Genomic DNA, 14,941 nt, shown 5'->3' with positions numbered 1-14,941 from the left:
TATTATAAAATGCATATATATAATTCCGTAACTATGCAATTTTTATACCATTGGTGTATAATCAATGGATAATATGGGAAAAATATATAAATAATAGTTCGTTTTATGAGAAATAGTGGTTTTTAAAATAAAAACCATTTTCTTTTTGTCTATGGAAATGATTCCTTTTCCGAGGCAAATGGATCCTTATAACGCTTGATTTAAGGGGTGAATCAGTTGACAGGTCAACTTGTTCAGTATGGACGACACCGCCAACGTAGAAGTTATGCAAGAATCAGTGAGGTTTTGGATCTTCCGAATCTGATTGAAATTCAAACAGCTTCTTATCAATGGTTTCTAGATGTAGGTTTAAAGGAAATGTTCCAGGATATTTCTCCTATTGAGGATTTTACAGGTAATTTATCGTTAGAATTCATCGATTACAGCTTAGCTGAGCCGAAGTATTCTGTGGAAGAAACAAAAGAACGCGATGTTACGTATTCTGCACCACTTCGTGTGAAAGTGCGCCTTGTTAACAAAGAAACAGGGGAAGTGAAAGACCAGGATGTATTTATGGGTGACTTCCCGCTGATGACTGAAACAGGTACATTTGTCATCAATGGTGCTGAACGGGTAATTGTATCCCAATTAGTGCGCTCACCGAGTGTTTACTACAATGGGAAAATGGATAAAAACGGTAAGCTTGGGTTCTCTGCGACCGTTATTCCTAACCGTGGTGCATGGCTCGAATATGAAACAGACGCCAAGGATGTTGTGTATGTTCGAATCGATCGCACCAGGAAATTACCGATCACGGTATTGATGCGTGCCCTTGGATTCGGAACAGATCAAGAAATCATCGATTTGATCGGAGACAACGAATACCTTCGCAACACTCTTGAAAAGGATAACACTGAGAGTGTGGAAAAAGCATTACTAGAAATCTATGAGCGTCTACGCCCAGGTGAACCGCCTACTGTCGAAAACGCGAAAAGTCTTTTAGTATCACGCTTTTTTGATCCAAAACGTTATGATTTAGCTAATGTAGGCCGTTATAAAATAAACAAAAAACTGCATATTAAGAACCGTTTATTCGGACAACGTATTGCAGAGACTTTGATTGACCCTGAAACAGGTGAAATCATCGTTGAAAAAGGTACGATGCTTGACCGTCGGACTCTTGATAGAATCCTGCCTCATATAGAAGGTGGAATCGGATTCAAAACATTCCATCCATCAGGTGGTGTAGTGGAAGAAGAAACTCTTCTTCAACCTATTAAAGTGTTTGCACCAAACGATGCTGAAGGCGAAAAAGTGATCAATATCATCGGTAATGCCTATGTGACCGACCAGGTCAAAAACATTACACCGGCTGATATCATTTCTTCCATCAGTTATTTCTTTAACTTATTGCATGGTGTGGGAATCACGGATGACATTGACCATTTAGGTAACCGTCGTCTACGTTCCGTTGGTGAATTGCTGCAAAACCAATTTAGAATTGGTTTATCCCGTATGGAGCGTGTTGTCCGTGAAAGAATGTCCATTCAGGATACGAACACAATCACTCCACAGCAACTAATCAACATTCGCCCGGTCATTGCATCAATTAAAGAGTTCTTTGGAAGCTCGCAGCTTTCCCAATTCATGGACCAAACGAACCCGTTGGCTGAATTGACGCATAAACGTCGTCTATCTGCATTGGGACCTGGTGGTCTTACACGTGAGCGTGCTGGCTTTGAAGTACGTGACGTTCATTATTCCCACTATGGCCGTATGTGTCCGATTGAAACGCCTGAGGGACCGAATATTGGTTTGATTAACTCGTTATCCAGTTTTGCAAAGGTTAACCCATATGGCTTCATTGAAACACCATATCGCCGTGTGGACCCTGAAACAGGTAGAATTACGAGCCAAATCGATTACTTAACAGCTGATGAGGAAGATAATTATGTAGTTGCCCAAGCGAATGTACGCCTGTCTGATGACGGCTCATTCCTTGATGATGATGTTGTTGCACGTTTCCGCGGTGAAAATACCGTTGTTCCGCGTGACCGCGTAGATTACATGGATGTATCTCCTAAACAAGTTGTATCTGCTGCGACTGCATGTATTCCTTTCTTGGAAAATGATGACTCCAACCGTGCCCTTATGGGAGCGAACATGCAACGTCAAGCAGTTCCTTTGCTTCAACCGGAAGCCCCTCGAGTCGGAACGGGTATGGAGTATGTTTCAGCGAAAGACTCCGGTGCTGCTGTCATCTGTAAACACCCTGGTATCGTAGAGCACGTTGAATCACGTGAAGTATGGGTACGTAGGGTAAGTGAAGTTGACGGACAGCAAGTAAAAGGAAACCTTGATAAATACCGTCTATTAAAATTCATTCGTTCCAACCAAGGAACGTGCTATAATCAACGCCCTATCGTAAGTGTTGGCGACAACGTCGTAAAAGGTGAAATTCTTGCTGATGGTCCTTCAATGGAAAAAGGTGAGTTGGCACTTGGACGTAACGTATTGGTTGCCTTCATGACTTGGGATGGATACAACTATGAAGATGCCATCATCATGAGCGAACGATTGGTTAAGGATGATGTGTACACTTCCATTCATATTGAAGAATATGAATCTGAATCACGCGATACAAAATTAGGGCCTGAAGAAATCACCCGTGATATCCCTAACGTAGGGGAAGATGCGCTTCGTAATCTTGATGAGCGCGGAATTATCCGTGTGGGTGCTGAAGTGAAAGACGGAGACCTTCTCGTTGGTAAAGTCACGCCTAAAGGTGTAACGGAACTGACTGCCGAGGAACGTCTATTACATGCAATCTTCGGTGAAAAAGCACGTGAAGTAAGGGATACATCACTTCGTGTACCTCACGGCGGCGGAGGAATCGTTCTTGATGTTAAAGTTTTCAACAGAGAAGATGGCGATGAACTGCCTCCTGGTGTAAACCAACTAGCACGTGTATATATCGTTCAAAAACGTAAAATCCATGAAGGCGATAAAATGGCTGGACGACATGGTAACAAAGGGGTAATCTCTAGGATTCTTCCTGAAGAAGATATGCCTTATTTACCAGATGGCACTCCAGTCGACATCATGTTAAACCCGTTGGGTGTACCTTCACGTATGAACATCGGTCAGGTGCTGGAGCTTCACTTAGGTATGGCTGCACGCGCACTTGGCATTCATGTAGCATCTCCTGTATTCGATGGTGCCACTGAGGAAGACGTTTGGGGTACGATTGAAGAAGCAGGGATGTCCCGTGATGCAAAAACCGTCCTTTATGATGGCCGTTCAGGTGAAGCATTCGATAACCGTGTATCAGTTGGTGTCATGTATATGATCAAACTGGCACATATGGTCGATGATAAACTTCATGCACGTTCAACTGGACCTTACTCCCTTGTTACGCAGCAACCACTTGGTGGTAAAGCGCAATTTGGTGGACAGCGTTTCGGTGAGATGGAAGTATGGGCACTTGAAGCTTACGGTGCTGCTTATACATTACAAGAAATCCTAACCGTTAAATCAGATGATGTCGTTGGTCGTGTTAAAACGTACGAAGCCATTGTCAAAGGTGAAAATGTCCCTGAACCAGGCGTTCCTGAGTCCTTCAAAGTATTGATTAAGGAGCTTCAAAGTTTAGGATTGGATGTTAAAATCCTCAATGCCGAAGATCGTGAAATCGAAATGCGTGATTTGGAAGATGAAGATGAAGCCAACCAAGCAGACAAATTAAGCCTTGATTCAGAATCTAAAGATATGGTTGCTTCCGAAGTAGGGGCACCTGTCAAAGAATAAAATTAAATATAAACATTTCTAGTTATATATTACCCGCTCTGACTGGCAGCAAGTTGTTCATTTGAAGATCATGCTGCCTTGTTAGAGCCTTATTGATTCAATCAACCATCATCCGGTGTAAGATTGCCTGATATTTGACGGCAATCAAGGGTTAAACCTGGAGATTAAAAGGGAGGTAGGCCCCTTGTTAGACGTTAATAATTTTGAGTATATGAAAATTGGTCTTGCTTCACCAGACAAGATTCGTTCTTGGTCCCATGGAGAAGTTAAAAAACCAGAAACAATCAACTATCGTACGTTAAAGCCAGAAAAAGACGGTTTATTCTGTGAGAGAATTTTTGGACCTCAGAAGGACTGGGAATGTCATTGCGGAAAATATAAACGTGTTCGTTATAAAGGCGTAGTCTGTGACCGTTGTGGCGTTGAAGTCACTCGTGCTAAGGTGCGTCGTGAGCGTATGGGACATATTGAGCTGGCAGCTCCAGTTTCACACATATGGTATTTTAAAGGAATTCCTAGCCGTATGGGACTTGTACTTGACATGTCTCCACGGGCTTTGGAAGAAGTTATTTACTTTGCATCTTACGTCGTAACTGAAACGGGCGATACAACTTTAGAAAAGAAACAGCTTCTTTCTGAAAAGGAATATCGTACATACCGTGAAAAATACGGTAAGAAATTCCAAGCTGCCATGGGTGCGGAAGCTATTAAAAAACTTTTACAAGATATTGATACGGAAAAGGAAGTAGAGTCGTTGAAAGAGGAGCTTAAAACAGCTCAAGGACAACGCAGAACCCGTGCAATCAAACGCTTGGAAGTGCTTGAGGCATTCCGTAACTCCGGAAATGAGCCTTCATGGATGATCCTTGACGTGCTTCCGGTCATTCCACCGGAACTTCGTCCTATGGTTCAACTTGATGGAGGACGTTTTGCCACATCTGATTTAAATGATTTATATCGCCGTGTTATCAACCGTAATAATCGTTTGAAAAGATTATTGGATCTTGGAGCACCAAGCATTATCGTTCAAAATGAGAAGCGTATGCTGCAAGAAGCTGTCGATGCTCTTATCGATAATGGCCGTCGCGGCCGTCCGGTAACTGGACCTGGTAACCGTCCGTTAAAATCTTTATCTCACATGTTAAAAGGTAAACAAGGTCGTTTCCGTCAAAACCTTCTTGGTAAACGTGTTGATTACTCTGGCCGTTCCGTTATCGTAGTCGGACCAAACTTAAAGATGTACCAATGTGGTCTTCCGAAAGAAATGGCGATTGAATTATTCAAACCATTCGTTATGAAGGAGCTTGTTCAAAGAGGTCTAGCGCATAACATCAAATCCGCTAAGCGCAAAATTGAACGTTTATCTCCTGAAATATGGGATGTACTAGAAGAAGTTATTAGAGAACACCCAGTACTATTGAACCGTGCACCGACTCTTCATAGACTTGGGATCCAAGCATTTGAACCAACGTTGGTTGAAGGTCGCGCAATTCGTTTGCACCCGCTTGTATGTACAGCTTATAATGCTGACTTTGACGGTGACCAAATGGCGGTCCACGTTCCTTTATCTTCTGAAGCCCAAGCCGAAGCACGCATGCTTATGCTTGCAGCGCAGAACATTTTGAACCCTAAAGATGGTAAACCTGTCGTTACACCTTCTCAAGATATGGTATTAGGTAACTATTACCTAACATTGGAAAGAGAAGGCGCTATCGGTGAGGGTATGATCTTTAAAGATACAAGTGAAGCATTACTTGCATACCAAAACGGATATGTACACTTACATTCCCGTTGTGCCGTACATGCATCGTCACTAAATAATGAAACATTCACTGAAGAACAAAACGGCCAACTTCTAATTACCACTGTCGGTAAATTGATCTTCAATGAAATTTTACCAAAATCATTCCCGTATATTAACGAACCGACACGATATAATTTGGAAACCAAAACTCCAGAGAAATATTTTGTGGAAAAAGGCGCTAATATCCCTGAATTGATTAAGGCTCAACCTGCTATCGATCCTTTCAAGAAAAAAATTCTTGGGAATATCATTGCGGAAGTCTTTAAACGCTTTAAAATTACCGAAACATCTAAAATGCTTGACCGGATGAAAGATCTTGGATTCAAATATTCGACAAAAGCTGGTATTACCGTTGGTGTGGCTGATATTGTCGTTTTAAAAGAAAAACAAGAAATCATTACTGAGGCTCAAACCAAAGTGGATAATGTCTTGAAACAATTCAGACGTGGTCTAATTACTGAGGATGAGCGTTATGATCGCGTCATTTCAATATGGAGTGCTGCCAAGGATACCATCCAGTCCAAACTTATGGACTCACTGGACCGACGCAACCCGATCTTCATGATGAGTGACTCCGGTGCCCGTGGTAATGCTTCCAACTTTACGCAGCTTGCGGGTATGCGTGGTTTGATGGCCAACCCGGCTGGACGTATCATTGAATTACCGATCAAATCAAGTTTCCGTGAAGGTTTAACAGTGTTGGAGTACTTCATCTCTACACATGGTGCTCGTAAAGGTCTTGCCGATACAGCCCTTAAAACAGCCGATTCCGGTTACCTTACCCGTCGACTTGTTGACGTTGCCCAAGATGTCATCATCCGTGATGACGATTGTGGAACGGACCGCGGCTTGAAAATTTCAGCCTTGAGAGAGGGTACTGAAATAATCGAGCATCTTGAAGAGCGCCTAGTGGGCCGTTATGCAAGAAAAGCGATCAGACATCCAGAAACAAATGAAGTAATCGTGGCTGAAAATGACCTTATTACTGAAGATCTTGCTAATTATATTGAATCACTTGGAATTGAAACAGCATGGATCCGTTCTGCCTTTACATGTAACACCAGCCATGGTGTATGTAAAAAATGTTATGGACGCAACTTGGCTACCGGTCAAGAAGTTGAAGTGGGCGAAGCAGTCGGTATTATTGCCGCTCAATCAATCGGAGAACCTGGTACACAGTTGACGATGCGTACATTCCATACAGGTGGGGTTGCCGGGGATGATATCACTCAAGGTCTTCCTCGTATCCAAGAAATATTTGAAGCGAGAAATCCTAAAGGTCAAGCTGTCATTTCCGAAATAGAAGGAACGATTGTTTCGATCAATGAAATTCGGGATAAACAACAGGAAATCGTCGTTCAGGGTGCTGTTGAATCACGCACGTATACTGCGCCATACACAGCGCGTTTAAGAGTAACTGTTGATACACCTGTCCGTCGTGGTGAAGAGTTGACAGAGGGTTCCATCGATCCGAAAGAATTGCTGAAGGTTACAGACGTGCTTACTGTTCAGGAATACCTGCTTCATGAAGTTCAAAAAGTATACCGGATGCAAGGTGTTGAAATCGGTGATAAACATATCGAGGTAATGGTTAGACAAATGATGCGTAAAGTCCGTGTGCTTGATGCAGGCGAAACTGAAGTGCTTCCAGGTACATTATTGGATGTTAACCAGTTCACTACTGCAAACACCGATGCATTGCTGACCAACAAATTACCAGCTACAGGCCGCCCTGTATTGCTAGGTATCACAAAAGCATCTCTAGAAACGGATTCCTTCTTGTCCGCCGCGTCATTCCAAGAAACAACTAGAGTCTTGACTGATGCAGCAATAAAAGGAAAACGTGATGAATTGCTTGGACTTAAAGAAAATGTCATCATCGGTAAACTTGTCCCTGCAGGAACGGGAATGCTTAGATACAGAAAAGCAAACCCAGTCGTTGTTGGTGACGAAAGTGCCGATACAGTAACAGTGGATTAAAGGAAAAAGGACCAGCTCAATAATTAAAACTGAAAACCGCACTCCTGTTTCCTATTGGAGCTGATGGATCAGAAATTTATTGAGCTGGTCTCTCTTATTACTCATGGCTGGCTTTAAAAGCCGTATGAGGATTCGATATATTCCGTTTAGGCAAATTGATAATCTTAATAGAATTTTGTAAGGAAAACCTTTTGCTTGAATTATTTTTTTGAAAGAAGTTGACAGTATCCGACTTATAATGATACTATAGCAAAGGTGCTCCTATGTTACCCTGTAACTTTGGAGGATATGGACCATGTCTTATGAAAAAGTAATACAGGCAAAGTCAGTGATTATAGGGACGAAGCAAGCAGTTAGAGCTCTTAAAAACAATTTAATTCAAGAAGTTATCATCGCTGATGATGCAGATATATACTTGACTGGGCGTGTCGTTGAGACTGCCAAAGAATTGGATGTTCCTATCACATATGTTGATTCGATGAGAATGCTTGGCAAAGCATGTGGTATTGATGTCGGAGCAGCAACTGTTGCCATCAAAAAGTAAAGATGTTTTTGCAATAGTATTTGCAAAGACTTTGTTTTTACCCATTTATGAACCACCTGGATGTGTGGTACTAGAAATGAAAACGTGAAGGGAGGAAAAATGTAATGCCTACTATTAATCAATTAGTGCGTAAAGGACGCGAGTCTAAAGAGGTTAATTCAAAATCTCCAGCACTTAACAAAGGCTACAACAGCTTTAAAAAAGCACAAACTAACGTATCATCTCCGCAAAAACGTGGTGTTTGCACTCGTGTGGGTACTATGACACCGAAAAAACCAAACTCCGCGTTACGTAAATATGCGCGTGTACGTTTAACAAACGGTATCGAGGTAACAGCTTATATCCCAGGTATCGGTCACAACCTACAAGAACACAGCGTGGTTCTTATCCGTGGCGGTCGTGTAAAAGATTTACCAGGGGTACGTTACCATATCGTACGTGGTGCTCTTGATACTGCTGGAGTTAACAATCGTATGCAAGGCCGTTCTAAATACGGTACTAAGCGTCCGAAAGCAGCTAAAAAATAATCTTAAACAAAAATTGAACTTTCTTGAAAGGAGGAAATATAATGCCTCGTAAAGGACCTGTAACGAAAAGAGACGTATTACCAGATCCAATTTATAATTCAAAACTTGTGACTCGCTTAATCAACAAATTAATGGTTGATGGACAAAGAGGTAAATCACAAAAAATTCTTTACTCTGCATTTGATTTAATCAAAGAACGTACTGGCAATGAGCCGATCGAAGTTTTCGATCAAGCACTTAAAAACATCATGCCTGTATTAGAAGTAAAAGCACGCCGTGTGGGTGGAGCTAACTACCAAGTACCAGTTGAGGTGCGTCCAGACCGTAAATCGACTCTAGGACTTCGTTGGTTAGTAAACTACTCTCGCCTTCGTGGAGAAAAAACGATGGAAGAGCGTTTAGCTTATGAAATCATGGATGCTGCCAACAATACTGGAGCAGCAGTTAAGAAACGTGAAGATACACACAAAATGGCTGAAGCCAACAAAGCTTTCGCACATTATCGCTGGTAAGATCAAACACTATAAAATCCTTATAGAAGGAAGGAGAAAGACAAATGGCAAGAGAGTTCTCCTTAGCAAACACTCGTAATATCGGTATCATGGCTCACATCGATGCTGGTAAAACGACAACAACAGAACGTGTTCTATATTACACTGGTAAAATCCATAAAATTGGTGAAACGCACGAAGGTGCTTCACAAATGGACTGGATGGAACAGGAACAAGAACGCGGAATCACGATCACTTCCGCTGCTACAACTGCACAGTGGAAAGGTCACCGTGTAAACATCATCGATACACCGGGACACGTAGACTTCACAGTTGAAGTTGAACGCTCTTTGCGCGTACTTGATGGAGCTGTAGCTGTACTTGATGCCCAATCAGGTGTTGAGCCTCAAACTGAAACAGTTTGGCGCCAAGCTACAACTTACGGTGTACCACGTGTCGTGTTCGTAAATAAAATGGACAAAATCGGTGCAGATTTCTTGTATTCAGTTGGAACAATCCACGATCGTTTACAAGCTAACGCCCACCCGGTTCAGTTACCAATTGGAGCAGAAGATCAATTCTCTGCAATCATCGACCTTATTGAAATGAAAACTCATTTCTACGGTAATGACCTAGGAACTGATATCACTATCGGTGAAATTCCTGAAGAACATCGGGAATTAGCTGAAGAATACCGTGAAAAGTTAATTGAAGCAGTAGCAGAGGTTAATGAAGACTTAATGGAAAAATACCTTGGCGGCGAAGAAATCAGCATTGCTGAATTGAAAGCAGCTATTCGTACAGCAACCGTTAATGTTGAATTCTTCCCTGTTATTTGCGGATCAGCTTTCAAAAACAAAGGTGTTCAATTAATGCTTGATAACGTTATCGACTTCCTTCCATCTCCATTGGATGTACCAGCTATCAAAGGTACATTACCGGATTCAGAAGAAGAAGTGGAACGTCATTCAGATGATTCTGAACCGTTCTCAGCTTTAGCGTTTAAAGTTATGACTGACCCTTACGTTGGTAAACTTACATTCTTCCGTGTGTACTCAGGTACATTAGAATCCGGGTCTTATGTAATCAACTCAACTAAAGGAAAACGTGAGCGTATTGGACGTATCCTTCAAATGCACGCAAACAGCCGTGAAGAAATATCTACTGTATATGCAGGAGATATCGCAGCTGCTGTCGGATTGAAAGATACTACTACTGGAGATACTCTATGTGATGACAAGAACCAAGTAATTCTTGAGTCCATGGTATTCCCAGAGCCAGTTATCTCACTATCAGTTGAACCGAAATCAAAAGCAGACCAAGACAAAATGTCTCAAGCTTTACAAAAGCTTCAAGATGAAGATCCAACATTCCGTGCGCATACTGACCAAGAAACTGGTCAAACAATCATCGCTGGTATGGGTGAACTTCACTTGGACATCCTTGTTGACCGTATGCGTCGCGAATTCAAAGTGGAAGCAAACGTTGGTGCTCCTCAAGTAGCATACCGTGAAACTTTCCGTGGTTCAGCTAAAGTTGAAGGTAAATTCGTTCGCCAATCTGGTGGTCGTGGACAATTCGGACACGTATGGATCGAATTTGGTCCAAACGAAGAAGGTAAAGGATTCGAATTTGAAAATGCTATCGTCGGTGGTGTAGTACCACGTGAATATATCCCTGCTGTACAAGCTGGATTAGTTGATTCACTTGACCGTGGTGTACTTGCTGGTTACCCGCTAGTCGACATTAAAGCAAAATTATTTGACGGATCTTACCATGACGTTGACTCCAACGAAATGGCATTTAAAATCGCTGCATCTATGGCACTTAAAAATGCAGCATCTAAATGTAAGCCTGTCATCCTTGAACCGATCATGAAAGTGGAAGTAGTTATTCCAGAAGATTACCTAGGCGACATCATGGGAGATATCACATCTCGTCGTGGTCGTGTAGAAGGTATGGAAGCTCGCGGTAACACGCAAATGGTTAAAGCGATGGTTCCACTATCTGAAATGTTCGGATATGCTACATCTTTACGTTCTAACACTCAAGGACGCGGAACATTCTCTATGCACTTCGATCATTATGAAGAAGTACCTAAGAGCATTTCTGAAGAAATCATCAAAAAAAATAAAGGTGAATAATTGATTTTCATCTCTTATTAAAGTATAACTATCTTATGTAAGCTGTGATGGAAGAATTAGTCTTCTTTCACAGCCCCTATATACTTAATTTTTTATTTATAATTTTAAGGAGGAATTCCTAATGGGAAAAGCTAAATTTGATCGTTCAAAACCGCACGTTAACGTTGGAACAATTGGTCACGTTGACCATGGTAAAACTACTCTAACTGCTGCAATCACAACTGTACTTGCTAAATCAGGTGGCGCAGAAGCTCGCGCTTATGACCAAATCGATGGTGCTCCAGAAGAAAGAGAACGTGGTATCACAATCTCTACTGCACACGTTGAGTACGAAACAGCTACTCGTCACTATGCACACGTTGACTGCCCAGGACATGCTGACTATGTTAAAAACATGATCACTGGTGCTGCACAAATGGACGGCGGGATCCTAGTAGTATCTGCTGCTGATGGCCCAATGCCACAAACTCGTGAGCACATCCTTCTTTCTCGTCAAGTAGGTGTACCATACCTAGTAGTATTCATGAACAAATGCGACATGGTTGATGACGAAGAACTTCTTGAATTAGTAGAAATGGAAATCCGTGATCTTCTATCTGAATACGAATTCCCTGGCGATGACATTCCAGTTATCAAAGGATCTGCTCTAAAAGCTCTTCAAGGAGACGCTGAATGGGAAGAAAAAATTCATGAATTAATGACGGCTGTTGACGAGTATATCCCAGAACCTACTCGTGACACTGAAAAACCATTCATGATGCCAGTTGAGGATGTATTCTCAATCACTGGTCGTGGAACAGTTGCTACTGGCCGTGTTGAGCGTGGACAAGTTAAAGTCGGTGACGTTGTTGACATCATCGGTTTCAACGAAGAGTCTAAACCAACAACAGTAACTGGTGTTGAAATGTTCCGTAAACTTCTTGACTATGCTGAAGCTGGTGACAACATCGGTGCACTACTTCGTGGTGTATCCCGTGAAGATATCCAACGTGGACAAGTACTTGCTAAACCAAGTACAATCACTCCACACACAAAGTTCAAAGCTGAAGTTTATGTTCTTTCTAAAGAAGAAGGTGGACGTCACACTCCATTCTTTACAAACTACCGTCCTCAGTTCTACTTCCGTACAACTGACGTAACTGGTATTTGTAACCTTCCTGAAGGCGTAGAAATGGTTATGCCTGGAGACAACATCGAAATGACTGTAGAACTTATCGCTCCAATCGCTATCGAAGAAGGTACTAAATTCTCTATCCGTGAGGGTGGACGTACTGTAGGCGCTGGCGTAGTTGCTACAATCCAAGAATAATTGATTCATAAAACAATATTGGAAGGGACGCCTTCCGGGAGAAGCAGATGGGACGCCATCTGCTTCTTTTTTATTTCAAAGAATATTCATTCTTTCTTCTATAATAGGTGTAAAAAAAGAAGTGTTTTTATTGGGTATCATGGGGATTTTTCAAATTGAAGAAAATGGATATGATAGTCCGTGTAGAATGTACTTGTAAATACTTGTGATAGTATGTATAATAATAAAAGTGTGTTGCACAAGAAAAATTTAAGTTTAACTTGCATTCTACTTGTGTTTTATGTATAATAGACAATGTTGGTCTTTGACTGCGATGATATGGAAGGTTGCTGACACACCCGGCCGCTTTGCCATGGCGAGTGTGTGGGAAATTTCCATTGAGAAGGTCTATTTTAAAATAGGCGAAAAGGAGGGAAAATTATGGCAAAACAAAAAATTCGTATCCGTTTAAAAGCATATGATCACAGAATTCTTGATCAATCTGCTGAGAAAATTGTTGAAACTGCAAAACGTTCTGGTGCGGCTGTATCTGGTCCAATTCCATTACCTACTGAAAGATCGGTATATACGATCCTACGTGCGGTTCATAAATACAAAGATTCTCGTGAACAATTCGAAATGCGTACGCATAAACGTCTAATCGACATCGTTAATCCAACTCCACAAACAGTTGATTCATTGATGCGTTTAGATTTACCGTCAGGCGTTGACATTGAAATCAAATTATAATTCATATAAATATGAACAATTACTCTAGGAGGTGTGACTTATGACCAAAGGAATCTTAGGAAGAAAAATCGGTATGACTCAAGTTTTTGCTGAAAACGGTGAACTTATTCCGGTAACAGTTATCGAAGCTGCTAATAACGTGGTTCTTCAAAAGAAAACTGTTGAAACTGATGGCTATGAAGCAGTTCAAGTTGGTTTTGAAAACAAACGTGAAAAGCTTTCTAACAAACCTGAAAAGGGCCATGTTGAAAAAGCAAATACTACTCCTAAGCGCTTCATTCGCGAATTCCGCGGAACGGATCTTACTGAATTGGAGATCGGTCAAGAAGTCAATGTAAGTATTTTCGCTGAAGGCGATTTAGTAGATGTAACAGGAATTTCAAAAGGTAAAGGATTCCAAGGCTCTATCAAGCGTCATGGACAATCTCGCGGACCTATGTCTCATGGTTCTCGTTACCACCGTCGCCCAGGTTCAATGGGTCCTGTAGCTCCAAACCGCGTATTCAAAGGTAAACTTTTACCAGGACGTATGGGTGGAGAGCAAATCACTGTTCAAAACTTAGCTATCGTTAAAGTTGATGTTGAACGTAACCTACTATTGATCAAAGGTAATGTACCTGGTGCTAGAAAAGCATTGATCAAAGTTAAATCTGCTGTTAAAGCAAAGTAATTTCTGAGAAAGGAGGAGCAATAGAATGCCAAAAGTTACATTGTTCAACCAAACAGGTTCACAAGTTGGCGACATCGAACTGAATGAATCCATCTTTGGTATCGAACCTAATAATCACGTATTATTCGAAGCAATCATCATGCAAAGAGCTTCCTTACGTCAAGGAACTCATAAAGTTAAAAACCGTTCTGAAGTTGCAGGCGGTGGACGTAAACCTTGGAAACAAAAAGGAACTGGACGTGCGCGTCAAGGTTCTATCCGTTCTCCACAATGGCGTGGCGGTGGCGTTGTTTTTGGACCAACTCCAAGATCTTACGCTTACAAGCTACCTAAAAAGGTACGTCGTTTAGCTATTAAATCTGCATTGTCTGCAAAGGCATTGGAAGAGAACATTTTGGTTCTTGAAAGCTTGTCTTTCGAAGCTCCAAAAACAAAAGAGTTTGTAGCGGTACTTAAAAACCTTTCTGTTGATACTAAGACGTTAGTCGTTACTGACGGTTTAGATGAGAAAGTTGCTCTTTCTGCACGTAACATCCCTGGTGTTACTGTAGTTGAAGCTGTTGGTCTTAATGTTCTTGATGTTGTTTCACACAACAAATTGATCTTGACTAAATCAGCTGTCGAAAAAGTAGAGGAGGTGCTTGCATAATGGATGCACGCGATATCATTAAGCGCCCCGTAATCACTGAACGCTCTTCAGACATAATGGCTGAAAAGAAATATACTTTTGAAGTTGATGTTAGAGCTAATAAAACTCAAGTTAAAGATGCTGTTCAAGAAATTTTCGGCGTTAAAGTTGAGAAAGTAAACATCATGAACTACAAAGGTAAATTCAAACGCATGGGCAAACATGCAGGCTATACTAACAAGCGCCGTAAAGCTATTGTTAAATTAACTGCTGACAGCAAAGAAATCGAGCTATTCGAGGCTTAATTCATTAGAGAAGGAGGGAAATAC

Annotated in this window: 11 protein-coding genes; all 11 read left to right on the top strand. The window is 41.5% G+C overall.

Annotated elements, in window-relative coordinates; genetic code table 11:
- Window positions 1-216: 216 nt before the first annotated feature.
- The 11 genes from rpoB to rplW all read left to right on the top strand — a co-directional run bounded on the left by rpoB (window position 217) and on the right by rplW (window position 14,917).
- Window positions 217-3,786 (top strand): DNA-directed RNA polymerase subunit beta, encoded by a 3,570-nt coding sequence (gene rpoB, locus J7E52_RS25005; protein ID WP_214751061.1) that lies wholly within the window; start codon window positions 217-219, stop codon window positions 3,784-3,786.
- Between the two features lie 184 nt (window positions 3,787-3,970).
- Window positions 3,971-7,570 carry a DNA-directed RNA polymerase subunit beta' gene (gene rpoC / locus J7E52_RS25000; RefSeq protein WP_214751059.1) on the top strand — a complete coding sequence of 1,200 codons (3,600 nt, stop codon included), beginning with the start codon at window positions 3,971-3,973 and terminating at the stop codon, window positions 7,568-7,570.
- Between the two features lie 295 nt (window positions 7,571-7,865).
- Window positions 7,866-8,114, top strand: coding sequence for a 50S ribosomal protein L7ae-like protein (locus tag J7E52_RS24995; protein ID WP_034305040.1), 249 nt, complete (start codon window positions 7,866-7,868; stop codon window positions 8,112-8,114).
- Window positions 8,115-8,218: 104 nt separating this feature from the next.
- Entirely contained in the window at window positions 8,219-8,641 is a 423-nt protein-coding gene (gene rpsL / locus J7E52_RS24990; RefSeq protein ID WP_034305038.1) for a 30S ribosomal protein S12, read from the top strand.
- 41 nt (window positions 8,642-8,682) lie between these two features.
- Window positions 8,683-9,153: a 30S ribosomal protein S7 gene (gene rpsG / locus J7E52_RS24985; RefSeq protein WP_048677878.1), complete on the top strand. Its 471-nt coding sequence runs from the start codon at window positions 8,683-8,685 to the stop codon at window positions 9,151-9,153.
- A gap of 44 nt (window positions 9,154-9,197) precedes the next feature.
- The gene (fusA, locus tag J7E52_RS24980) at window positions 9,198-11,276 is read left to right on the top strand and encodes an elongation factor G (RefSeq protein ID WP_214751057.1); all 2,079 of its coding nucleotides are present in this window, start codon (window positions 9,198-9,200) and stop codon (window positions 11,274-11,276) included.
- Window positions 11,277-11,397: 121 nt separating this feature from the next.
- Window positions 11,398-12,585 (top strand): elongation factor Tu, encoded by a 1,188-nt coding sequence (tuf, locus tag J7E52_RS24975; RefSeq protein ID WP_214751055.1) that lies wholly within the window; start codon window positions 11,398-11,400, stop codon window positions 12,583-12,585.
- Between the two features lie 420 nt (window positions 12,586-13,005).
- Window positions 13,006-13,314, top strand: a complete 309-nt coding sequence (rpsJ, locus tag J7E52_RS24970) for a 30S ribosomal protein S10 (protein WP_019244375.1) — start codon at window positions 13,006-13,008, stop codon at window positions 13,312-13,314.
- Between the two features lie 40 nt (window positions 13,315-13,354).
- A complete protein-coding gene (gene rplC / locus J7E52_RS24965) occupies window positions 13,355-13,984 on the top strand; it encodes a 50S ribosomal protein L3 (RefSeq protein WP_214751053.1) in 630 nt (209 codons plus the stop codon).
- A 25-nt stretch (window positions 13,985-14,009) separates the two neighbouring features.
- Entirely contained in the window at window positions 14,010-14,633 is a 624-nt protein-coding gene (gene rplD / locus J7E52_RS24960; protein ID WP_053349064.1) for a 50S ribosomal protein L4, read from the top strand.
- Entirely contained in the window at window positions 14,630-14,917 is a 288-nt protein-coding gene (gene rplW, locus J7E52_RS24955; protein WP_170946989.1) for a 50S ribosomal protein L23, read from the top strand. The genes rplD and rplW overlap by 4 nt, the downstream gene beginning before the upstream one ends.
- The last annotated feature ends 24 nt before the right edge of the window (window positions 14,918-14,941 follow it).

It is taken from the genome of Bacillus sp. ISL-34 (genome assembly GCF_018613325.1).
Lineage (GTDB): Bacteria > Bacillota > Bacilli > Bacillales > DSM-1321 > Peribacillus.
Note: the sequence above shows the minus strand (reverse complement) of the source record. Positions and strands in the feature narration are given on the sequence as shown.

Bases quoted from the DNA above. Each gene is read 5' to 3' on its own strand.
- J7E52_RS24995 (WP_034305040.1), top strand. From the start codon at position 7,866: ATGTCTTATGAAAAAGTAATACAGGCAAAGTCAGTGATTATAGGGACG.
- rpsL (WP_034305038.1), top strand. From the start codon at position 8,219: ATGCCTACTATTAATCAATTAGTGCGTAAAGGACGCGAGTCTAAAGAG.
- rpsG (WP_048677878.1), top strand. From the start codon at position 8,683: ATGCCTCGTAAAGGACCTGTAACGAAAAGAGACGTATTACCAGATCCA.
- fusA (WP_214751057.1), top strand. From the start codon at position 9,198: ATGGCAAGAGAGTTCTCCTTAGCAAACACTCGTAATATCGGTATCATG.
- tuf (WP_214751055.1), top strand. From the start codon at position 11,398: ATGGGAAAAGCTAAATTTGATCGTTCAAAACCGCACGTTAACGTTGGA.
- rpsJ (WP_019244375.1), top strand. From the start codon at position 13,006: ATGGCAAAACAAAAAATTCGTATCCGTTTAAAAGCATATGATCACAGA.
- rplC (WP_214751053.1), top strand. From the start codon at position 13,355: ATGACCAAAGGAATCTTAGGAAGAAAAATCGGTATGACTCAAGTTTTT.
- rplD (WP_053349064.1), top strand. From the start codon at position 14,010: ATGCCAAAAGTTACATTGTTCAACCAAACAGGTTCACAAGTTGGCGAC.